This window comes from Kitasatospora sp. NPDC096204 (assembly GCF_044763205.1).
GTDB lineage: Bacteria > Actinomycetota > Actinomycetes > Streptomycetales > Streptomycetaceae > Kitasatospora.
The window spans coordinates 93,307-114,832 of the sequence record NZ_JBIWFT010000022.1; the positions used below are offsets into that span (position 1 = coordinate 93,307).

The following is a 21,526-nucleotide window of genomic DNA, read 5'->3' on the forward strand; positions in this document are numbered from 1 at the left end:
TTAGGCTGGGGAGATCGGGGTGTCCCGACAGGGGAACCCGGCCGTCGAGCGGCGGGCCGCCCCGCGACCGCCGAACCCAGGAGCGCAGCACACGTGGCCGTCAACCTCGCCACCATCGAGTCCGTCACGAAGGTCTACGGCACCCGCACCCTGCTGGACGCGGTCAGCCTGGGCGTCAGCGAGGGCGACCGGATCGGCGTCGTCGGCCGCAACGGCGACGGCAAGACCACCCTCATCCGGATGCTCGCCAAGCTGGAGGAGCCCGACGGCGGCCGGATCACCCACTCCGGCGGGCTCCAGATGGCCGTCCTCACCCAGCACGACTCGCTGGACCCCGAGGCCACCATCCGGCACGAGGTGATCGCCGACCGGGCCGACCACGAGTGGCTCGGCGACGCCCGGATCCGCGACATCATCGAGGGCCTCTTCGGCGGCCTCGACCTGCCCGGGTTCGCCGACGGCCTGGACACCGTCATCGGCCCGCTCTCCGGTGGCGAGCGCCGCCGGATCGCCCTCGCCAAGCTGCTGCTCGGCTCGCCCGACCTGATCATCCTCGACGAGCCCACCAACCACCTCGACGTCGAGGGCATCAACTGGCTCGCCGAGCACCTCCAGAAGCGCCGCTCCGCGCTGGTCTGCGTCACCCACGACCGCTGGTTCCTCGACCAGGTCTGCACCCGGATGTGGGACGTCCAGCACGGCGAGGTGCACGAGTACGAGGGCGGCTACTCCGACTACGTCTTCGCCCGCGCCGAGCGCTCCCGGGTCGAGGCCGTCGAGGAGCAGAAGCGCCAGAACATGGCCCGCAAGGAGCTGGCCTGGCTGCGCCGCGGCGCCCCCGCCCGCACCTCCAAGCCGCGCTACCGGATCGAGGCCGCCAACGCCCTGATCGCGGACGTGCCGGAGACGCGCGACAAGTCCGAGCTGATGAAGTTCGCCAACGCGCGGCTCGGGAAGACGGTCTTCGACCTGGAGGGCGTGACGGTCAAGGCCGGCCCGAAGCTGCTGCTGGAGAACATCACCTGGCAGCTCGGCCCCGGCGACCGGATCGGCCTGCTCGGCGTCAACGGTGCCGGCAAGACCTCGCTGCTGCGCGCGCTGCGCGACGCGTACACGAGCGAGGGCGACGTCCAGCCGGCGTCCGGCGTCATCAAGGTCGGCAAGACGGTCCGGCTGGCGTACCTGTCGCAGGAGGTCGCCGAGCTGGACCCGGCGACCCGGGTGCTCCAGGCCGTCGAGCAGGTCCGCTCGCGGGTCGACCTCGGCAAGGGCCGGGAGATGAGCGCCGGCCAGCTGTGCGAGCAGTTCGGCTTCGGCAAGGACAAGCAGTGGACGCCCGTCGGCGACCTGTCCGGTGGGGAGCGGCGCCGGCTCCAGCTGCTGCGGCTGCTGATGGACGAGCCCAACGTGCTCTTCCTGGACGAGCCCACCAACGACCTGGACATCGAGACGCTCAACCAGCTGGAGGACCTGCTCGACGGCTGGCCCGGCTCGATGATCGTCATCAGCCACGACCGCTTCTTCATCGAGCGCACCACGGACACCGTCCACGCGCTGCTCGGCGACAAGAAGATGCGGATGCTGCCGAACGGCGTCGACGAGTACCTGGAGCGCCGGGCCCGGATGGCCGCCGCGGCTCAGGCCGCGGCTCCCTCGGCCGCCGCGGCCGCGCCGGCCGAGACCGCCGCCGCCGCGGCCGGGCTCTCCGGCGGGGACCTGCGGGCGGCGAAGAAGGAGATGCAGAAGCTGGAGCGGCAGATCGCCAAGCTGGACGAGAAGGAGTCCAAGCTGCACGCCCAACTCGCCGAGCACGCCGCCGACTTCTCCAAGGTCGCGGAGCTGGACACGCAGCTGCGCGCGGTCCGGGAGGAGAAGGAGGAGCTGGAGATGAGCTGGCTGGAGCTGGCCGAGCAGGTCTGATCCGGGGCACCCGGCCCTGATCGGGGGCACCTGGCTCTGATCGCGGTCATCCGGCTCCGGAACGGGGTCGCCTGGCTCCGAGCGGGGTCACCTGGCTCCGATCGGGGTCACCCGGCGGGCCGGTTGCCCAGGAGTGTCTCCAGCTCCTGGGCCGCACGGCCCAGCGCGCTGCGCGTCGGGTCGTGCGGGGCGGCCGGACGGTCCGTCGGGGCTGCCGGGGCCGGCGGGGCCGCCGGCGGGTGGTGCGCCCGGGCGGCGGCGGTCAGTTCGTCCAGTGCGTTCCGCACCCGGTCGACCTCGGACGGGTCCGGCACCCGGCCGCCGTACCGGATCTGCGCGGCGAAGGCCGCCACCGCGCCGCCCAGCCGCTCCAGCGCCGTCGTCGCCGGCAGCCACCGCTCGGCCAGCCGGCCGGTGGGCGGCGGCTCGGCCAAGCCCTGCCGCACCTCCCGGCGGGCGTCCGCCAGTGACCGGTAGGCCGTGCGGCGCAGCCACACCTGGGCGTTGCCGCCGTGGACGTCGCCGTTCCGGAGAGTGGTGTCGAGGACGACGGCGTCGAGGTAGGCCCGCAGCGCCGTCGTGGCGTCGACCAGCCGGGGCTCGATCCGGTGGCGAGGCCGCTCCGGCCACAGCAGGTAGCCGAAGAGCAGGACGATCGCGCTCGCCAGCACGGAGTCCAGGACCCGGGGCCAGAACTCGGCGGCGCTGCTCTGCCCGCCGAGTTGGAGCAGGATCAGCGCCATCGGCGTCATCACCACGGTGTTCAGCCCGTAGTGCGCCGCCGTGGCGTACGGGAGCAGGGCCACGCAGCCGGCCGCCATCGCCGTCAGCGCCCACTCGTCGGTGGTGGCCATCAGCAGCGCCGCGGTCACGGCCACCCCGAGCACCGTGCCCACCGAGCGGCTCACCGCGCGCAGGAACACCGAGCCGAGGTCCGGCTTGAGCACGAAGGCGATCGTCATGGGCACCCAGTAGCTCTTGCTGAGCGGGAAGTTGGCGGTGACCGCCGAGCCGACCGCGATGCACAGCGCGACCCGCAGGCCGTACCGGACCGAGCCCCGGGACAGCAGCCGCGCCCGCAGCCGCCAGGGGTCCGGCGGCGGCGCGGGGGCGGTGCCGATCCGGGTGTCGCGGCCGGCCACGGTGTCGGCGGCGGCGCGCAGGGCCACGTCCAGGGCCTGCCGGGAGGGGGTGTCGGGCCGCCAGTCGGGCACGGCGACCTCGCCGCCGCCCTGCCGGACCGCGGCGGCCAGCCGGGCCGGCACCTCGGCCACCTCCGGCGGGACGGGGCGGCGCGCCCACAGCAGGCCGGTCGCGGCCTCGGTGGCGGCGAGGGCGGCCTCGTACATCCGGCGGCGGCGCTCCTGGCGGTCCCGGTGGTCCCGGCGGCTCGTACGGCTCGTACGGCTCGTACGACTGGTGCGGTTCGTGTGGCTGGTGCGGCTCGTGCCGAGCAGGTCCTGGAGCTGGTTCAGGCGGGCCGTCAGCACCTGGCGCGAGGACGCCGCCCGCGGGCCGCCCAGGTCGACGAGGGTACGGCCGAGCGCCTCGTACGCGGCGGCCAGCGCCCGGTTGCGCGGATCCGCGGCCGGCCGGTTCGGCGCCCCCGCGGGCAGCAGCCCGAGCAGCACCACGAACGCGGCCCCGACCAGCATCATCGGCGGCGCCGCCCACCACGGCCGCGGCAGCGGCATCCCACTGCCCAGCGCTGCCGACACCAGCAGCAGCATCCCGGCCGCCGAACCGCGCGGACCCGTCGCGCTCAACGCGCCGGAGGCGAAGGCGGTCAGCGTCAGCGCGACCCCCAGGCCAAGGCCGTCCGCGCCGGTGTGCTGGAGAGCGGTGCCGATCAGCATGCCGAGCGCGGAGGCGAGCACCGCCGTCCCGATCCTGGCGGCCCGCAACCTGCCCGGCTCGACCCGGTCGTTCATCGTCGCGTGCATCGCCCCGAGCCCGGCGAACACCCCCAGATCCAGCCGGTGCACCACCAGCCCCACCGCCAATGGCAGTGCCATCCCCAACGCTGCCCGCACCATCAGCGCCACCGGCAGCGGCGGCCGCGCGGGCCGTGCGGCACGGGCCCACCAGGGGGAAGGGGAGGCGTCGGAGGAGCTCACGCGGTCACGTCCGTTCTGCGGCCTTGGGTCGCTGCTGTGCGACATTGCGCGGCAGATGGGGCGTACCGGGTCAGTCTACCCAGGGCTGTCGCGGCGCCTCGTACGTGTCAAGTTCGTACCGATCGCGTACGGGCGGGCCAAGGGCCCTGCCGGTCCGACAGGGGGGGTGGCTACGATGACGGAGGAGCAGCCCGTCCACAGGGCGGTCGGTGCGCCGACCAGGACGGTGCGAACCAGAAGTTGACGGTGTGTTGCGGCACGTGGCCGCCCGGGACGCCCGGGTGCGGCCGGCCGTACGGGGGAGAGGTGAACTGCTGTGGCAGGAGCTAACGGGGACGGGTCGGGGACGCCTGCACCGGCGAACCCTTCGGGGGACGCGACGCCGTTCATGCTGGACCAGAAGATCACGTTGCCTTGGGTCGGGGGGATCAACCTCGCACCCATCGTCAGCACGGTGCAGACCAACGTCAGCGCCAGCGACCTGGTGGCGGCCTTCGGCAAGCAGAACGTCAAGGTCGAACTCGACACGCTCACGACGTTCGCGGGCAAGGTCGAGGCCCTGCTCGCCGCGATGGACGGCTCGCCCGCGGCGCCGTACAAGCTTCAGGAACAGAAGCTGACGGGCAAGAGCTTCGCGAGCGCGGAGTTCGCCGAGGCGACGGCCCTGACCAGCGCCTACGAGAAGGTGCACGCCCAGCTGGTCCAGCTGCACAAGGACTTCGTGTCGCAGATCGAGGCGATGAAGAACGCGGTCGTGAAGTCGGCGAGCGCCTACTCGACCAACGAAGACCACACGACGGCCGCCCAGAACGCGGTCGCGAAGGGTGCGGGTGTCACCGCGCCGGCGACCGGGTCAAGCGCCGGCACCGGGAACTTCTGATGGCAGTCGGTGGAGGCGGTTCACGGGGAAACGGGGAGTAGGCAGTGTCAGACGGAACGAACTTCGAAGCGATCGACCACTCTGGGCTCAAGGGCATGGTCACCGGCGCCGAGCCGTCGTTGGTGCTGGACCGTGGCAACAAGCTCCAGGACGCCGGACGCGTTCTGAAGGAGCTCAGCCAGGCGCTCAAGTCGCACATCGGCAACATCACTTGGGAAGGGCCGGCCGCCGAGAGCTTCAAGACCTGGGCAGGCAACCTCCAGCAGTCGGCCGAGCTGCTGGGCAACTACTCGGCGGGCGCGGGCGGGGCCATGCACCAGGCCGGCGAGGCACTCAGCCTGGCCAAGTCCGCCGTGCCGGACGTGCCGACCAGTGACATAGCCACGGTGAACACCCGAAAGCACCAGGGTGCGCCCGACGCCGCGGCCCAGGCGTCGGCCAACTTCACGCTGGAGGGGCCGACCCCCGCGAATCTCGACTCGATCATGAAGAAGCGCAATCCCGGCACGTGGGTCACCGCGGCCGAGGCTGATGCCGCTTCGCAGCGTGTCTACAAGGCACACCAGGAAGCCATCCACCAGATGGAGAAGCTGGGGCAGGCGTACGCCGCTGCGACGACGACGCTGAACGGGCTCGGCGCCGACCTGACCCTGCCGGGGACGCCCGCACCGTCGAATCAGAATGACTCCACGGCGATCTCCCGAGACGGCGGGAGTGGTGGCAGTGCCGGCTCCGGCGGCTCCGTCCGCACCCCTCGCACGGGTGGCGGCAGCGTCGGTGGGTCCAACCCTGGCGGCGGCGAAACCTACGGCGGCGGAAAGGTCCTGCCCCGGGACCCCGGCTCCGGAGGCCCCGGCCCGTCCAACCCGGGCAACACCCCGCCCCCGCCGCACGGTGGCGGCGGCCAGGTGCCACCCGCGCCGCAGGACCCGGGGGCCTCGATCCCGCCGTACCACCCGTCAGACCCGGTGAACCGTCCGGGCACCGACCTCAACAGTCTGCCCCCGTCGCCGACCCTGCCCACCCAGACCGGCCCGTACGGCCCCGGCGGCGGTCACCTGCCCACGGACGGACCGACCACCCTTCCCGGCTACCCGAGCGGGCCGGGTGGCTCGAACAACGGACCCGGCATCCCCGGCGGCGGCCCGGTCCCGGGCTTCCCCGCCGGAACGGGCGGCGGTTCCATCCCGGCCAAGGGTGGCGGCCGCGGCTTCGTCCCCAACAAGGGAGGCGGCCAGATCCCGGCGCGTACGTCCCAGTTCGGCGGCGGCCCGGGGCAGGCGAAGGGCGGCAACCCGGGGCTGCCCAGCGGAACGGTCTTCGGCGCCCGTGAGGCGGGGGCCGGCGGTGGCCGGGTCGGTGGGGCGACCGGCATGGGTGGCGGCATGCACCCCGGCATGGGCGGCGCCCACGGTGGCGCCGTCGGCGCCGGCGGCGGCTCGCGCGCCCGGGGTCTGTCCTCGACCACCGGTGGCACGGTCGGCGGCCGCAAGGGGCCGACGGCCGGCGGGGAGTTCACTCCGGGCGGTACCGGTCTGCGCAACCGCGCGGCGGGCGCTGCCGAAGGCGGCGCCCCGTCCAGGCAGAACGGCATGATGGCGCCCGGAACGGCGGGCCACGGAGGCCGGAACGAGCGCGACCGCCGCAAGCGGGCCGACTACCTGCACGAGGACGAGGAAACCTGGACGAGCGGTACGCCGCACAGCAACCCGGACGTGGTTGAGTAGGACGGCGACAGCTGCCCGGCCACTGGGCCTTCCCAGTGGCCGGGCAGGTTTGTTCGGGGCGCGCTTCCCGGTCGACGGAGAGATTGACGAGGAGTTGTGATGGGGCGGACGAACGCGCGAGCGCGTTGGCGGGCTGCTGCTGCGGCACTTCTGGCGGCGGGGATCGTGGTCGGCCCGGTCGCAGCGCCCGCAGTTGCGGACGGCTCGATTCGCGAAAAGCAGTGGCATCTGGATTCCATGCGCGCATCGGAGATGTGGAAGGTTACCAAGGGGCAGGGGATCACGGTTGCCGTCATTGACGGTGGGTTCAAGTTGGATCACCCCGATCTCGTGGGGCAATTTCTGCCGGGCAAAGACTTCAGTGGCGGATCCGGTGGAGTCGGAACCTATGCCGATGGCCACGGAACCGAGATGTCCAGCTTGATCGCTGGAACCGGAAAGAGCGTTGGCGGGACGGGCGCTTACGGCCTGGCCCCGGGCGTGAAGATTCTTCCGCTCAAGATCAACAACGGGTCCGTCTCGGCGGCGCTTCCGTCTGACTTCATTTCTCAGGTTGGCCAGGCGGTAAATTATGCGGTTGACCAGGGCGCAAAGGTCATCAATATCTCGCAGGGTATGGATGCCGCCAGGTTCTCGTCGGGGGACGTGGGAAGTTTGACCCGGATCCTCGCGGAGGCAAGGTCCAAGGGGGTTCTTGTGGTCGCGAGTGTCGGGAACGAGGCGCAGTCGGGAAATCCCGTGTCTTATCCGGGCGGGCTGCCCAACGTTGTCGGTGTCGGGGCCGTCGATCACGGAGCTACGGTGACCGCGGAATCCGAGAAGGGGTCACAGGTGGTTCTTGCTGCTCCCGGCATGGATATCGTGGCGGCCTGCACTGCGGATACCGGATATTGCCAGAGTCACGGGACATCGGATGCCGCCGCCCTGGTATCGGCCTCGGCTGCTTTGGTTTGGTCGGTGCATCAGGACTGGACCGCGAATCAGGTTTTGCGGGTCCTCATCAATACGGCGGGTAAGCCGCAGGACGGGTCTGTTCGCAACGATCTCATCGGCTACGGCGCCGTGCGGCCGCGTGTCGCGTTGACGGACCCGGGGGATCCTGGTCCCGCGAACGTGTCGCCGCTGGCGACTGACGCGGCTGCGCCGTCGGCGGCTCCGGCGCCTTCGGCGAGTGCGTCCGCTCCCGTGTCGTCGGTGCCGAGCCCGTCGGGGAGTCCGACGGGTGTGGCGGTGGGCGCGCCGTCGGTGCAGCCCCAGGTTGAGGAGTCCTCGGGTTCGAGTAGTCCCCTGCCGATCGTGGCCGGTGTGGTTGTCGGCCTGTTGGTGGTGGCCGGGGTGGTGTTCGCGGTGGTGCGGCGTCGGCGGAAGCCGGCCGGGCAGCCCGACGTGGTCCAGGTGCCGCCGCAGCAGCCGATGGGGGCGGTGCCGCCGCCTCCGCCGTCGTACCAGCCGCCGGTGCCGCCGGAGGACAACCCGTACGCACGATGATCGATCGTCAGCGGACGGCGACGACTGCCCGGCCACTGGACCTTCCCAGTGGCCGGGCAGGCTTGTTCGGGGCGCGCTTCCCGGTCGACGGAGAGATTGACGAGGAGTTGTGATGGGGCGGACGAACGCGCGAGCGCGTTGGCGGGCTACTGCTGCGGCACTTCTGGCGGCGGGGATCGTGGTCGGCCCGGTCGCAGCGCCCGCGGTTGCCGAGGACACGATCCGGCAGCAGCAGTGGCATCTGGAGGCCATGCACGCCCCGGAGATGTGGAAGGTCACCAAGGGGCAGGGCATCACCGTCGCGGTGATCGACAGCGGGTTCAAGTTCGATCATCCGGACCTGGAGGGGCAGTTCCTGCCCGGCCAGGACTTCAGTGGAAGTTCCGGCGGCGTGGGTTCGTTCGCGGACGGCCACGGCACGGCGATCTCCAGCTTCATCGCCGGGACGGGAAAGGGAAACGGGGGCACTGGCGCACAGGGGCTGGCGCCAGGCGTCAAGGTGCTTCCGTTGAAGATCAACACCGGCAAGGTCGGGTCGGTCGTATCGACCGATTTCCTTGGTCAGATCGGGCAGGCCGTCGACTATGCCGTCGCTCAGGGTGCGAAGGTCATCAATATTTCGCAAGGGATCGACGCGGTGACCGCCTTCCCGGCGGATGTGGCAAAACTCAACGGGATCATCGCGGCGGCCAGGGAAAAGGGAGTCCTGGTGTTCGCCGCCGTTGGGAACGAAGCCGAGAAGGGGAATCCCATCGAGTACCCCGGTGCGCTTCCCGGGGTGGTCGGCGTCGGGGCTTCGGATCGAAACGGTACTGTCACGGCGGAGTCCGAACGAGGCCCGCAGGTGGTATTCGTCGCGCCTGGCATGGATATGGTCGCGGCTTGCACCGCGTCCACGGGCTACTGCAAGAGTCACGGCACATCGGATGCGACCGCCGTGGTGTCGGCCTCCGCGGCATTGGTGTGGGCGACGCATCCGAACTGGACGGGCAACCAGGTTCTGCGGGTGCTCATTAATACCGCGGGAAAGCCCAATGACGGGTCTGGCCGCAATGACATCGTCGGTTACGGCGCGGTGCGCCCGCGTGTTGCTCTGACGGACCCGGGGGACCCCGGCCCTGCGAACGTGTCGCCGCTTCCGGTTGGCTCTGCTGCGCCGATGGTGGCCCCGACGCCTACGGCGAGTGCGTCCGCTCCCGCGTCGTCGGTGCCGAGTCCGGCTGACACGCCGGCCGAGGTGGCCGTTGGCGCGCCGTCGGTGCAGCCCAAGGTTGAGGAGTCCTCGGGTTCGAGCAGCCCCCTGCCGATCGTGGCCGGTGTGGTTGTCGGCCTGTTGGTGGTGGCCGGGGTGGTGTTCGCGGTGGTGCGGCGTCGGCGGAAGCCGGCCGGGCAGCCCGAGGTGGTCCAGGTGCCGCCGGTGCCGCCGCAGCAGTCGATGGGGGCGGTGCCGCCGCCTCCGCCGTCGTACCAGCCGCCGGTGCCGCCGGAGGACAACCCGTACGCGAGGTAGCCGAGTTCGGGGTCGGACAGATGCGCGAGGGCGTCGGGTTCATCCTGGCGCCCTCGCGCGCGTTCGTGGGGCGTGAGGGGTGCGGGTGTGCGCCGGGGTCACTCGGGTGGAGGCTGGTGGGGGTGGGGTGGGGGTGGCGAGGGTTGGCGGTATGGATGCGGAGGGTGCTTGGCGGGTCGGGCAGGTGCGGCGGGCGGCGGCTGCGGCGCTGATCGGGACGGCGATCGAGTTCTACGACTTCTTCATTTACGGGACGGCGGCCGCGTTGGTGTTCGGGCCGGTGTTCTTTCCCGGACTGGGCACGGTGGGGGCGCTGTTGGCGGCGTTCTCGGTGTACGCGGTGGCGTTCCTGGCCCGGCCGGTGGGGGCGGTGGTGTTCGGGCACTTCGGGGACCGGGTGGGGCGGAGGGCGACGCTGGTGGTGTCGCTGCTGCTGATGGGGCTGGCGACGGCCGGGGTTGGGCTGCTGCCGGGGTTCGGGGCGTGGGGGTGGTGGGCGCCGGCGGTGCTGGTGGTGCTGAGGGTGTGCCAGGGCATCGGGTTGGGCGGGGAGTGGGGCGGGGCGGCACTGCTGATCGCGGAGAGCGCCCCGGCCGGGCGGCGGGGGCAGTACGGGGGGTTTCTGCAGCTGGGGCCGACGATCGGGTTCGTGCTGGCGAACGGGGTGTTCCTGGCGCTGCAACTCGGCCTGGACGAAGGGGCGTTCCGTGCGTGGGGTTGGCGGGTGCCGTTCCTGGGCTCGTTCGTCATGGTCGCGGTGGGGCTGTTCGTCCGACTGCGGGTCGAGGAGTCGCCGCTGTTCCGGACGGCGGGCCGCCGGGAGCGGCTGCCGGTGCTGGAGGTGCTGCGCGGGCACTGGCGTCCGGTGCTGGCGGGTGGCGGGGCGATCACCGTGGGGTACGCGCTGTTCTACCTGACCACGACGTACGCGCTGGCGTACGCGACCGGCGGGCTCGGGGTGGCGAGCACGCTGGTGCTGTCGATGCTGCTGGTCGGCGCGGTGGGCATGGCGGCGACGGTGTGGCTGAGCGCCTCGCGCAGTGACCGGTGGGGCCGGCGGCGGACGCTGTTCTGGGCGACGGGTCTGGCCGCGGTCTGGGCGCTGGTGCTGTTCCCGCTGCTGGAGACGGTGAGCCGGCCGCTGATGTTCGTCGCCTTGGCGGGGGCGATGGTGCTGCTGGGCGGCATGTTCGGGCCGTTGGCGGCGTTCCTGCCGGAGCTGTTCCCGACCCGGGTGCGCTACACGGGCGCGGCGCTGACGTACAACCTGGGCGGGGTGGTCGGCGGGGCGACGACGCCGCTGGTGGCGACCCGGCTGACCGGGGCGTACGGGACGGCGCAGCCGGTGGGCTGGTACCTGGCGGTGCTGGGGGTGCTGGCGCTGGGGTGTCTGCGGTTGCTGCCGGAGAACACCGGCGCGGAGCTCGACTCGCTGGGCGGCTCGGTGGGCGGGGCGGTGGCCGGTTCGACGGAGGGGCCGGTCGACGGCCCGGTGGACGGCGGACGCCGCCGGGCGCCCCGGTGGGGGACGGACCCGGCGGCGTAGCGGCGCGGGGGCTCAGCCGGCCAGGGCGGCGCGGCCGGCCAGCACGACGGCGGTGTGTCGGGCGACGCGCTCGCCCAGGTGCTCGGCGGTGGCGATGTCGGCCTTGTGGACGCCTTCCGGGCCGGCGTCGACCGGGGACGAGGCGGCGGCGCCGTTGAAGAAGCCGAGCCGGTTGAGGTCGTTCTCGGAGCCGGTGGTGGAGTTCCAGCCGGGCTTGAGGCCGAGGTTGACCCAGTTCATGCCGTGCTGGGCGGCGAGGGTCTGGAAGAAGCCGAGGGTGCCGGCCTTGTCGCCGTTCTTGGAGCCGGAGTTGGTGAAGCCGGCCGCGACCTTGTCCTTCCAGGCGTCGGTGAACCAGCGCTTGCTGGTGGCCTCGGCGAAGGTGTGGAAGGCGCCGGAGGCGGTGCCCATGTAGGTGGGGGAGCCGAAGACGATCGCGTCGGCGCCGTCCAGCTGGGCCCACTGCTCCTCGGTGATGGTGTCGACGGCGATCGTGACGACCTGGGCACCCGCGGCGGCTGCGCCCCGGGCGACGGCCTCGGCGATCACGGCGGTGTGGCCGTAGCCGGAGTGGTAGGCGAGGGCGACGGTCGGACGGACGGCGGTCATGCGGCACTCCAGGGGACGGGCGCGGGCAGGCGTGGGGACGGGAAGGGGTGCGGCGTGGTGGCAGCGACCCCGACTCGGCTGGTCTCCAATATAGACCAGGTCTCCATTGGTTACCAAGGGCGGAATGGAGACCGGCAGGGCTACTCTGGACGCATGACGACGGAGCAAGCGGCGCGGGCTCGGAACGGACGGCCCGCGGAAGCGAACGGGCATGACGCGCAGGACGGGCATGACGTCCGGGGTGGGCGGGAGTACGACGTGTTCGCGCGGCTCTGCCCCAGTCGCGAGGTGTTCGCCGAGCTGGCCGACAAGTGGTCGATGCTGATCCTGGTGAGCCTGCGCCTCTCCGGGGCGCAGCGCTTCTCCGAACTCCAGCGCGGGATCGGCGGGGTCAGTCGCAAGATGCTCACCCAGTCCCTGCGCAACCTGGAGCGCAACGGGCTGGTGCTCCGTACGGTCTTCCCGGAGACGCCGCCGCGGGTGGTCTACGACCTGCTGCCGCTCGGTCGCGAGCTGGCCGGGCTGCTGGACCCGGTCGGCGAGTGGACGGAGCGTCGCGCCGGGCAGATGCTGGCGGCCCGCGAGGAGTTCGACGCGGTGCACGGCGAGGGCTGAGGTCCGCGTACGGCGAGGGTCGAGTTCGGCGCACGGCGAGGGCTGAGCCGTGCTCCGGTCCCCGGTATGGGCGGCACGGAGGCCGATTTCCCTTCCGGGCCCGGAGCCGTGTAATGTCTTCCTTGTTCGAGCGGCCGGGAGAAACACCGGCAAGCGAGCAAGCCCCTATAGCTCAGTCGGTAGAGCGTCTCCATGGTAAGGAGAAGGTCTGCGGTTCGATTCCGCATGGGGGCTCCACTGAAAGACCCTCGCCTCATGGCGGGGGTCTTTCGCGTTTCCCGGCCGGTTCCGCACCGCCGACACGCCACGGCCTAGCGGGCCGGGTGCGGAATGCGCTGTGATGGTGCGTCATCGGCCGCCCGCCCGAGGGGTGCGGGCGCGAGCCGGACCCCGACCTGGAGGGCGTCATGGGTGTTCGACTCGTGGTGGTGGACGACCACCGGCTGCTGGCCGAGGCGCTGGCCACCGCACTTCAACTGCGCGGTCACCGGGTGCTCGCGGTCGGCTCCCCGGCGGGTGCCGCCGCGGATCTGGTGGTCGGGCGGCGGCCGGAGGTGTGCCTGCTGGGGGCGGCCGCGCCGGGGGAGCCGGGCGCCTTCGACGGGCTGCGCCGGATTCGTCGCGAACGCCCCGAGGTGGCCGTGATCGTGCTCGGTCCGGTCGGCGAACTGCACGGGGTGGCGGCGGCGTTCGCGGCCGGAGCGGCCGGGTACGTGCCCAGCGACGAGCGGATCGAGGTGGTCGAGCGGGCCATCGGGCGGGCGCGCGCGGGTGAGGCCGCGGTCGCGGTGGACATCCTGCGCGGGGCCTTCGACCAGCTGCTGCGCCCGGCGGCGGAGCCGGACGACGAGGCCGTCCGGCTGCTGCGACTGCTGACCCGCCGTGAGGTGCAGGTGCTGGCCCGGATCGCGGACGGCGAGGACACCGCGGCGATCGCCGCCGGGATGCGGATCGCCGCCAGCACCGCCCGGACCCACGTCCAGCGGGTGCTGATGAAGCTCGGCGCGCGGACCCGGCTGGAGGCGGCCGCGGTCGCGGCGCGCACCGGTCTGCTGGAGCGGATGGCCGGCGGCTGACGACCCGGTGAACCGGTGGTCGACGACTTGGTGAACCGGTGGCTGACGACTCGGTGAGAAGGCTGGAATCAGTCGTCCGTGTGGTGCGGAGCACCCCGGGGGGATTGGGAGAATGACCCCAGTCGTACGCATTCCGTCGATGGCTTCCGCCCGACGGGCGGACCGTCGTTCGCTGGAGGTCGCAACATGAGTAAGTACCTGGTCACGGGTGGCGCCGGCTACGTCGGCAGTGTGGTCGCCGCCCACCTGCTGGAGGCGGGGCACCAGGTGACCGTCCTGGACGACCTCTCCACCGGTTTCCGCGAGGGCGTCCCGGCCGGTGCCGAGTTCGTCGAGGGCCGGATCCAGGAGGCCGGCAAGGTGCTGGACGGTTCCTTCGACGGCGTGCTGCACTTCGCGGCCTCCTCGCAGGTCGGCGAGTCGGTCGCGGACCCGGAGAAGTACTGGCGCAACAACGTGGCCGGCTCGCTGGAGCTGATCAGCTCGATGCGCGCGGCGGGCGTGCGCAAGCTGGTGTTCTCGTCCACCGCCGCCACCTACGGCGAGCCCGAGGTCGTGCCGATCGCCGAGACCGCCCGTACCGCGCCGACCAACACCTACGGCGCCACCAAGCTCGCCGTGGACCACCTGATCACCAGTGAGGCCGTCGCGCACGGTCTGGCCGCCGTCTCGCTGCGCTACTTCAACGTGGCCGGTGCGTACGGTGCGTACGGTGAGCGGCACGACCCCGAATCGCACCTGATCCCGCTGGTCTTCCAGGCCGCGCTGGGGCAGCGCCCGCACATCGCGGTGTACGGCGACGACTACCCGACCCCGGACGGCACCTGCATCCGCGACTACATCCACGTCGCCGACCTGGCCGAGGCGCACCTGCTGGCGCTGGACACGGCCGAGCCGGGCGAGCACCTGATCTGCAACCTGGGCAACGGCAGCGGTTTCTCGGTGCGCGAGGTGATCGAGTCGGTGAAGCGCGTCACCGGCCGGGAGATCCCGGTGCGGGTCGAGGGCCGCCGGGCCGGCGACCCGGCGGTGCTGGTGGCCTCGGCCGCCCGCGCCCACGAGACGCTCGGCTGGACCCCGCGCCGCCCGAACCTGGACGAGATCGTCGCCGACGCCTGGAAGTTCACCCTGGCGAAGAACAGCCACTGAGCAACAGCGGAACGGCCGCTGGGCAACAGCGGAACGGCCGCTGGGCAACGAGCGCCGGGGAAGGGCCGGCCGGGGGGAGATCCCGGCCCGACCACCGGTGGGGCGCCGCCCCGGGAACGTCCCGGCGCGGCGCCCGGCAGGGGTGTCCGGATGGCCCAAGTCCGGCCACCCGCGCACCTTCTGACGAAACTTCACCGAATCGCCACGAGCGCGTTTCCCGCCCCGTACGCTGAGTGCGGTACCGGTGGGGGCCGGCGCCCATTCGGTCTCACCGGCCACCGGTGGGCGGGTGGAACGGCGGGTCCGGAACGCGGATGCCGGGCCGGTCCCCGCCCCCGGGCTCGGGCGGTCTGAGCAGGGGGAGGGACGATGGCGCGGATTCGCGTCCTGGTGGTCGACGACCACCGGATCTTCGCCGAGGCACTGGCCGCGGCGTTGGCCGCCGAGCCGGACGTGGAGGTGGGGGCGGCCGGCAGCGCCGCCGCCGCCGAGCGGGCCTTGGAGCGTGCGGCCGGCGAGGGCCGCGCCTACGACGTGGCACTGATCGACGCCGACCTCGGAGTCGAGACGGGCGGTACGGGCGGAGTGCCCGGTACGGCCGGGTTACCCGGCGGGCCCGGGGCGGCCGGGCAGCCCGGCGGACCGGGGGCACCCGGAGCCGGAGCCGGCGGAGCGCTCTCCCGTCGGCGGTCGGGCGCGGAGCACGGCGACGAGGCCCGGCACGGCCGCGCCGCCCCGCCCGTACCGCAGCCGCGCCGGCCGGCCGTACCGCCGGGGGCGCCCGTCGCGCTGTCGGGCGGGCCGCTGCCCGGCGCCCGTCCGGTGGTGGACCCGCTGCGGGGCGACCAGCTGAGACCCGCGGCCCCGACGCCCGACGGCATCACCCTGCTGGCCCGGCTCCGCCGCGCCCACCCCGGGCTGCGCGCCGTCGTGCTGGCCGCCGCCGACGACCCGCACCGCGCCGCCCGCGCCCTGCACGCGGGCGCCACCGGCTGGGTGGCCAAGGAGAGTTCGCTGGCCCGGCTGCTCGCGGTGGTCCGGGGCGTGCTGCGGGACGAGACGCACCTGCCGCCCGCGTTGCTCACCGGGGTGATCCGCGAACTCACCACCGCCCGGCGGGACCGCACCGAGAGCGAGCGGCTGGTGGACACCCTGACCCCGCGGGAGAAGCAGATCCTGCGCTGCATGGTCGCGGGCCTCGGCCGGCAGGCCGTGGCGGAGCGGCTCTACCTGTCGCCGCACACCGTCCGGACGCACATGCAGAACGTGCTGGGCAAGCTCGGGGTGCACTCCACGCTGGCGGCCGTCGCGGTCGCCCGCCGGGCCGGGGTCAGTCCCGCCGAGCCGGCCGTGCCCCCGCCGCCCTCGGTGGTCGGCAGCGTCGAACGGCCCTGAGTCGGGAACCGCGGCGACAGAGGAGCCCGGGAGCCGCCGTCAGCCCGGGATGTTGTCGAACGGGGTGACCAGCACCCGCAGCAGCGCGGCGAGTTCGGTCTGCTGGTCGGAGCTGAGCTGGGCGAGCAGTTCGCGTTCGTGGGCGAGCAGCCCGGCGAGCGCCTGGTCGGCGCGGTCGCGGCCGTCGTCGGTGAGCCGGACCAGCACGCCGCGCCGGTCGTCCGGGTCGGGCAGGCGCTTGACCAGGCCCTTGCCGGTGAGCCGGTCGATCCGGTTGGTCATGGTGCCCGAGGTGACCAGGGTCTGGGTGAGCAGCTGGCCGGGGGAGAGCTGGTACGGGGAGCCGGCCCGCCGCAGGGCGGTCAGGACGTCGAACTCCCAGGGCTCCAGGCCGTGCTCGGCGAAGGCGGCGCGGCGGGCGCGGTCCAGGTGCCGGGCGAGCCGGCTGACCCGGCTGAGCACCTCCAGCGGCTCCACGTCGAGGTCGGGGCGCTCCCGGCGCCACGCTGCGACCAGCCTGTCGACCTCGTCCTCCATGACGATCAGTGTATCGGTGGATGTGTCGATGTGAAGTCTCTTGACATCGAGAAATGTGCCGGAGAGGCTAACCGAGATATCTTGATGTCGAGATACTTGCGAGGTGAACCATGACCGGCCCCGTCTGGGACCCGGAGCAGTACCTGCGCTTCGCCGACGAACGCACCCGCCCGCTGCGCGACCTGCTCGCCCGCGTCCCCGCCCTCCCGCACCCCGGTGCCGAGACGATCCTGGACATCGGCTGCGGCCCGGGTAACTCCACCGCCGTCCTGCGCGAGCGCTGGCCGCACGCCCGCCTCACCGGCGTCGACAACTCCGCCCCGATGCTGGCCGCCGCCCGCACCGACGGCGAGCCCGGCGCCGAGTACCTGCTCGCCGACGCCCGCGACTACGACCCGGCCCCGGCCCGGCCGGACCTGATCGTCTCCAACGCCACCCTCCAGTGGGTGGACGGGCACCTGGCGCTGCTGCCGCGCTGGGCGGACGCCCTCCGGCCCGGCGGGGTGCTCGCCTTCCAGGTGCCCGGCAACTTCGACGCCCCCAGCCACACCCTGCTCGCCGACCTGCGCCGCAGCGCCCGCTGGCGGGACGCGCTCGGCGGGGATGCCGTCCGGGCCGTCGTCCACCGGCCCGAGCGCTACCTCGACGCCCTGGCCGCCGCCGGCTGCCTCCCGGACGTCTGGGAGACCACCTACCTGACCCTGCTGCCGGGGACGGACCCGGTCCTGGAGTGGGTCAAGGGCACCGCGCTGCGCCCGGTCCTCACCCGGCTCACCGACCCGGCCGACCGCGCCGCCTTCCTCGCCGAGTACGGGCGGCTGCTGCGCGAGGCCTACCCGGCCGGGGCGCACGGCACGGTGTTCCCGTTCCGGCGGATCTTCGCGGTGGGAACCAGGCAGCCGGACTGAGCCGGACTGAGCCGGACGGGCCGAGCGGGTCGAGTCGGACGGGCCGGGCCGGTTGGGCCGAACGGGGTGGCCCGTGACGGCCCCGGCCGGTCAGGCCCTGCGCTCGCCGACCAGCTTCGGGTGCCGCTCCAGGCCCTCCAGCCCGTGCCAGGCGAGGTTCACCAGGTGCGCCGCCACCGTCGCCTTGTCCGGCTTGCGGACCTCCAGCCACCACTGCCCGGTCAGTGCGACCATCCCGACCAGCATCTGCGAGTACATCGGGGCCAGCCGGGCGTCGAAGCCGCGGGACTTGAACTCCAGGCCCAGGATGTCCTCGACCTGGGTGGCGATGTCGCTGATCAGCGAGGCGAAGGTGCCGGTCGACTGGGCCACCGGGGAATCCCGGACCAGGATCCGGAAGCCGTCCGTCGAGGTGTCGATGTAGTCCATCAGCGCGAAGGCGGCCTGCTCCAGCAGCTCGCGCGAGTGCCCGCCGGTCAGGGCCCCGGTCACCATGTCCAGCAGCAGCTGCATCTCGCGGTCGACGACCACCGCGTAGAGCCCCTCCTTGCCGCCGAAGTGCTCGTACACCACGGGCTTCGACACCCCGGCGCGCTCGGCGATCTCCTCCACCGAGGTGCCGTCGTAGCCGCGCTCCGCGAAGACCGTCCGGCCGATCTCCAGCAGCTGCTCGCGCCGCTGCTTGCCGGTCATCCGGACCCGGCCGCCCCGGCGGCGCGGGGTCGGCGCGGAGCCGCCCTCGCCGGGGCCGGCCGCCGGTGCAGCGGGCCGCGGACGGGCCGGCGCCGAGGCGGGCGCCGCGTCCGTCCGCGTGCTGTGGTGACCGCCTGTGCTGTCTGCGCTGCTCCCGTTCACCCCTACATCATGCTGGAAGCGACGCCTCATGCGGCGCGGCGGGCGGCGATCCGCTGCGCGTCCGGCCAGCGGACGTCCCGGACCCAGCCGGCCAGCTCGAACCAGCGGATCAGCCGGGCCGAGGAGTCGATCTGCCCGCGCAGCACCCCGTGCCGGGCCGCGGTCGGGTCGGCGTGGTGCAGGTTGTGCCAGGACTCGCCGCAGGAGAGCAGGGCGAGCCACCAGACGTTGCCGGAGCGGTCGCGGGAGCGGAACGGGCGCCGGCCGACGGCGTGGCAGATCGAGTTGATCGACCAGGTGACGTGGTGCAGCAGTGCCACCCGGACCAGCGAACCCCAGAAGAAGGCGGACAGCGCCCCTTCCCAGGACAGGCTCACCAGGCCGCCGATCAGCGCGGGCAGCAGCAGCGAGATGCTGGTCCAGAGCCAGAACAGCCGGGAGATCCGCCTTATGGCAGGGTCGCGCACCAGGTCGGGGGCGTACTTCAGCTGCGAGGTCTGCTCCTCGTCGAACATCCAGCCCATGTGGGCCCACCACAGGCCCTTCATCAGCGCCGGGACGCTCTCCCCGTAGCGCCACGGCGAGTGGGGGTCGCCGTCCTTGTCGCTGAACCGGTGGTGCTTGCGGTGGTCGGCCACCCAGCGCACCAGCGGGCCCTCGACGGCGAGGCTCCCGGCGATCGCCAGCGCCAGGCGCATCGGGCGGCGGGCCTTGAAGGCGCCGTGGGTGAAGTAGCGGTGGTAGCCGATGGTGATGCCGTGGCAGGTGAGGTAGTACATGCCGACGGTGATCGCGAGGTCCGTCCAGCCCAGCCCCCAGCCCCAGGCCACCGGGACGGCGGCCACCAGGGCGGCGAACGGCACCAGGATGAACAGGGAGAGCGCGACCCGCTCGGCCGGGCCCTGCTTCTCCCCGCCGCGGGTGGCGGACAGTCGGGTGGCCGCGGTGTCGGGGTCGGCGGTCCCGGCGGTCGGGACGGTCTCGACGATGTCGGCGGACTCGATGACGTCGGCCGGGTCGGAGTCGGGCGACGGAGTGCGGGACGCGGCGTTCCCCGCGCGCGCCTCGCCTGCCTGAATGGTCATGGGCGTCCCTTTGCGGCGTCCCGGAACGGGAGAGAAGCGGAGTTACGTTGGCGTAACCTACGGCATCGTAGGTTGCGCTCCGTGCCCAGGGGAACACTCCGCCGCGCGGCGCTTGAGTGAATTCACCCGACTGGATGGATGAACCGCGGGTCCGGCGGGTTCGGCCGCCGGAGGCCGAATCGGGGCCGTGGATCGGTGCAGTTCGATACCCACGGCAGGGCCCTCTCGGGTAGGGTCTGACACGACTGTCCGCCGTGGTGTAATGGCAGCACAGGGCCCTTTGGAGGCCTTTGTCTGGGTTCGAATCCTAGCGGCGGAGCCTCTGCGCGCCTCGGGTTCGGGCGTTTTCCCCCGCGCCGGTATTGTCGGTGCTGCTCGGCGGACTGTGCGAATGGCGACCGGCCTGGGTCCGGGCCGGGCCTGCTCTGCCCTCTCTGTGAACCTACCGAGGAGCCTCCCCGCATGGGTGCCAATTCGCTTGCCGCCGTTGTCGTGCTCGCCGCCGGTGGCGGGACCCGGATGAAGTCGAACAAGCTGCCCAAGGTGCTGCACGAGGTGTGCGGGCGCTCGCTGGTGGGTCACGCGGTCTCTGCGGCCCGGGAACTGACCCCGGGCCAGCTGGTCGTGGTGGTCGGACACCAGCGCGAGCAGGTCGTGGCGCATTTGACGGAGCACTACCCGGCCACCCGCACCGCGGTGCAGGAGGAGCAGAACGGCACCGGGCACGCGGTGCGCACGGCGCTGGAGTCGCTGTCCGCCGACGGCGTGGCGCTGGACGGCACGGTGATCATCACCGCCGGCGACTCGCCGCTGCTGACCGGGGAGACCCTGCGTCGGCTGGCCGACGCGCACACCGCCCAGCAGAATGGCGTCACCGTGCTGACCGCCGTCGTCCCGGAGCCCTTCGGCTACGGCCGCATCCTGCGGGACGAGGACGGCACCGTCGCCGCGATCGTCGAGGAGCGCGACGCCAGCGCCACCCAGCGCGCGATCACCGAGATCAACTCCGGCGTCTTCGCCTTCGACGCCAAGCTGCTCACCACGGCGCTGGGCGAGCTCACCACGGACAACTCGCAGGGCGAGGAGTACCTGACCGACACCCTGGAGATCCTGCGCAAGGCGGGCCACCGGGTCGGCGCCGTGGTGGCCGAGGACCACCGGGACATCCTGGGCATCAACGACCGGGTCCAGCTGGCGCACGCCCGCCGGCTGCTGAACGACCGCCTGCTGGAGCGGGCGATGCGCGAGGGCGTCACCGTGGTGGACCCGGCGACCACCTGGTTCGACGTGCAGGTCAGCTACGAGCCGGACGCCGTGGTGCTGCCGAACACCCAGCTCCAGGGCGCCACGCACCTGGGCGAGGGCTGCGAGGTGGGCCCGAACTCCACCCTCAGGGACACCCTGGTCGGCGCCGGTGCCCGGGTGAGCAACACCACGGCCGACCGCGCCGAGGTGGGCGAGCTGGCCACCGCCGGTCCGTACGCCTACCTGCGTCCGGGCGCCAAGCTGGCCCGCAAGGCGAAGGTCGGCACCTACGTCGAGGTGAAGAACTCCGAGCTGGGCGAGGGCGCCAAGGTGCCGCACCTGTCCTACATCGGCGACGCCACGATCGGCGAGGGCACCAACGTCGGCGCGGCCTCGGTCACCGTGAACTACGACGGCGTGAACAAGCACCGCACGGTCATCGGCGCGCACTGCCGGACCGGATCGGACAACATGTTCATCGCCCCGGTCACTATCGGTGACGGCGCCTACACCGCGGCCGGCTCGGTGATCACCGGCGACGTCCCGGCCGGGGCGCTCGGTGTGAGCCGGGCCACCCAGCGCAACATCGAGGGCTGGGTCGAGCGCAAGCGCCCCGGGACGGCATCCGCGCAGGCCGCGCAGGCGGCGGCGGGCGGGGCCGAGCAGGCCTGAGCGGGCGGCGCCCCGGGGCAGTCGGTAGTCCCGGGGCGGACGGTTTCTGCGCGGGCGCGTAACCTTGGGGACATACGTGCGCCACTGGGCTTACCGCCCGTGTCCAGGCGTACCGATATTTCCCCTACCCGTGCCGCGAGCGGGCCGCGCCTGCCCGCTGCCGGGTCGAGGGTTCAGCGTCCGCAACGCGAG

17 protein-coding genes and 2 tRNA genes are annotated in these 21,526 nt (G+C 72.7%); 14 read left to right on the top strand and 5 right to left on the bottom strand.

What is annotated here, in order from left to right:
- The first annotated feature begins 93 nt into the window (after positions 1–93).
- Positions 94–1,920: an ABC-F family ATP-binding cassette domain-containing protein gene (locus tag ACIQ87_RS24095; RefSeq protein ID WP_402409973.1), complete on the top strand. Its 1,827-nt coding sequence runs from the start codon at positions 94–96 to the stop codon at positions 1,918–1,920.
- 107 nt (positions 1,921–2,027) lie between these two features.
- Here ACIQ87_RS24095 and ACIQ87_RS24100 read toward each other — a convergent pair whose 3' ends face one another.
- On the bottom strand, positions 2,028–4,037 hold the full coding sequence (locus ACIQ87_RS24100; RefSeq protein WP_402409975.1) for an FUSC family protein: 2,010 nt from the start codon (positions 4,035–4,037) through the stop codon (positions 2,028–2,030).
- Positions 4,038–4,425: 388 nt separating this feature from the next.
- Between ACIQ87_RS24100 and ACIQ87_RS24105 the strand changes: the two genes are divergently transcribed.
- From ACIQ87_RS24105 to ACIQ87_RS24125, 5 genes are all read left to right on the top strand, one after another.
- The gene (locus ACIQ87_RS24105; RefSeq protein WP_402409977.1) at positions 4,426–4,917 is read left to right on the top strand and encodes a hypothetical protein; all 492 of its coding nucleotides are present in this window, start codon (positions 4,426–4,428) and stop codon (positions 4,915–4,917) included.
- Between the two features lie 44 nt (positions 4,918–4,961).
- Positions 4,962–6,644 carry a WXG100 family type VII secretion target gene (locus ACIQ87_RS24110; protein WP_402409979.1) on the top strand — a complete coding sequence of 561 codons (1,683 nt, stop codon included), beginning with the start codon at positions 4,962–4,964 and terminating at the stop codon, positions 6,642–6,644.
- 99 nt (positions 6,645–6,743) lie between these two features.
- Positions 6,744–8,132, top strand: coding sequence for a S8 family serine peptidase (locus ACIQ87_RS24115; protein ID WP_402409981.1), 1,389 nt, complete (start codon positions 6,744–6,746; stop codon positions 8,130–8,132).
- 112 nt (positions 8,133–8,244) lie between these two features.
- The gene (locus ACIQ87_RS24120) at positions 8,245–9,642 is read left to right on the top strand and encodes a S8 family serine peptidase (RefSeq protein WP_402409982.1); all 1,398 of its coding nucleotides are present in this window, start codon (positions 8,245–8,247) and stop codon (positions 9,640–9,642) included.
- A 151-nt stretch (positions 9,643–9,793) separates the two neighbouring features.
- On the top strand, positions 9,794–11,188 hold the full coding sequence (locus tag ACIQ87_RS24125; RefSeq protein ID WP_402409984.1) for an MFS transporter: 1,395 nt from the start codon (positions 9,794–9,796) through the stop codon (positions 11,186–11,188).
- Between the two features lie 12 nt (positions 11,189–11,200).
- Here the strand turns inward: ACIQ87_RS24125 and ACIQ87_RS24130 are convergent, their stop codons facing one another.
- The gene (locus tag ACIQ87_RS24130) at positions 11,201–11,797 is read right to left on the bottom strand and encodes a flavodoxin family protein (RefSeq protein ID WP_402409986.1); all 597 of its coding nucleotides are present in this window, start codon (positions 11,795–11,797) and stop codon (positions 11,201–11,203) included.
- A 153-nt stretch (positions 11,798–11,950) separates the two neighbouring features.
- On the opposite strand from ACIQ87_RS24130, the gene ACIQ87_RS24135 reads away from it, so the two are divergent.
- From ACIQ87_RS24135 to ACIQ87_RS24155, 5 genes are all read left to right on the top strand, one after another.
- Entirely contained in the window at positions 11,951–12,412 is a 462-nt protein-coding gene (locus ACIQ87_RS24135) for a winged helix-turn-helix transcriptional regulator (RefSeq protein WP_402409988.1), read from the top strand.
- A 161-nt stretch (positions 12,413–12,573) separates the two neighbouring features.
- Positions 12,574–12,649 (top strand) — tRNA-Thr (locus tag ACIQ87_RS24140).
- A gap of 170 nt (positions 12,650–12,819) precedes the next feature.
- Positions 12,820–13,488, top strand: a complete 669-nt coding sequence (locus ACIQ87_RS24145; protein ID WP_402409989.1) for a LuxR C-terminal-related transcriptional regulator — start codon at positions 12,820–12,822, stop codon at positions 13,486–13,488.
- Between the two features lie 186 nt (positions 13,489–13,674).
- Complete coding sequence (gene galE / locus ACIQ87_RS24150) at positions 13,675–14,637, top strand: UDP-glucose 4-epimerase GalE (RefSeq protein ID WP_402409991.1); 963 nt, start codon at positions 13,675–13,677, stop codon at positions 14,635–14,637.
- Between the two features lie 369 nt (positions 14,638–15,006).
- Entirely contained in the window at positions 15,007–16,032 is a 1,026-nt protein-coding gene (locus ACIQ87_RS24155; RefSeq protein ID WP_402409992.1) for a LuxR C-terminal-related transcriptional regulator, read from the top strand.
- A gap of 39 nt (positions 16,033–16,071) precedes the next feature.
- On the opposite strand, the gene ACIQ87_RS24160 is transcribed toward ACIQ87_RS24155, so the two are convergent.
- The gene (locus tag ACIQ87_RS24160) at positions 16,072–16,569 is read right to left on the bottom strand and encodes a MarR family winged helix-turn-helix transcriptional regulator (RefSeq protein WP_402409994.1); all 498 of its coding nucleotides are present in this window, start codon (positions 16,567–16,569) and stop codon (positions 16,072–16,074) included.
- A gap of 110 nt (positions 16,570–16,679) precedes the next feature.
- On the opposite strand from ACIQ87_RS24160, the gene ACIQ87_RS24165 reads away from it, so the two are divergent.
- The gene (locus tag ACIQ87_RS24165) at positions 16,680–17,477 is read left to right on the top strand and encodes a methyltransferase domain-containing protein (RefSeq protein WP_402409996.1); all 798 of its coding nucleotides are present in this window, start codon (positions 16,680–16,682) and stop codon (positions 17,475–17,477) included.
- A 90-nt stretch (positions 17,478–17,567) separates the two neighbouring features.
- On the opposite strand, the gene ACIQ87_RS24170 is transcribed toward ACIQ87_RS24165, so the two are convergent.
- Together ACIQ87_RS24170 and ACIQ87_RS24175 are read right to left on the bottom strand one after the other, a co-directional pair.
- Positions 17,568–18,170 carry a TetR/AcrR family transcriptional regulator gene (locus ACIQ87_RS24170; RefSeq protein ID WP_207811632.1) on the bottom strand — a complete coding sequence of 201 codons (603 nt, stop codon included), beginning with the start codon at positions 18,168–18,170 and terminating at the stop codon, positions 17,568–17,570.
- Positions 18,171–18,358: 188 nt separating this feature from the next.
- Entirely contained in the window at positions 18,359–19,417 is a 1,059-nt protein-coding gene (locus tag ACIQ87_RS24175; RefSeq protein ID WP_402409998.1) for an acyl-CoA desaturase, read from the bottom strand.
- 248 nt (positions 19,418–19,665) lie between these two features.
- Between ACIQ87_RS24175 and ACIQ87_RS24180 the strand changes: the two genes are divergently transcribed.
- Positions 19,666–19,736 (top strand) — tRNA-Gln (locus ACIQ87_RS24180).
- 143 nt (positions 19,737–19,879) lie between these two features.
- Entirely contained in the window at positions 19,880–21,334 is a 1,455-nt protein-coding gene (gene glmU, locus ACIQ87_RS24185) for a bifunctional UDP-N-acetylglucosamine diphosphorylase/glucosamine-1-phosphate N-acetyltransferase GlmU (protein ID WP_402409999.1), read from the top strand.
- Positions 21,335–21,526: the final 192 nt, after the last annotated feature.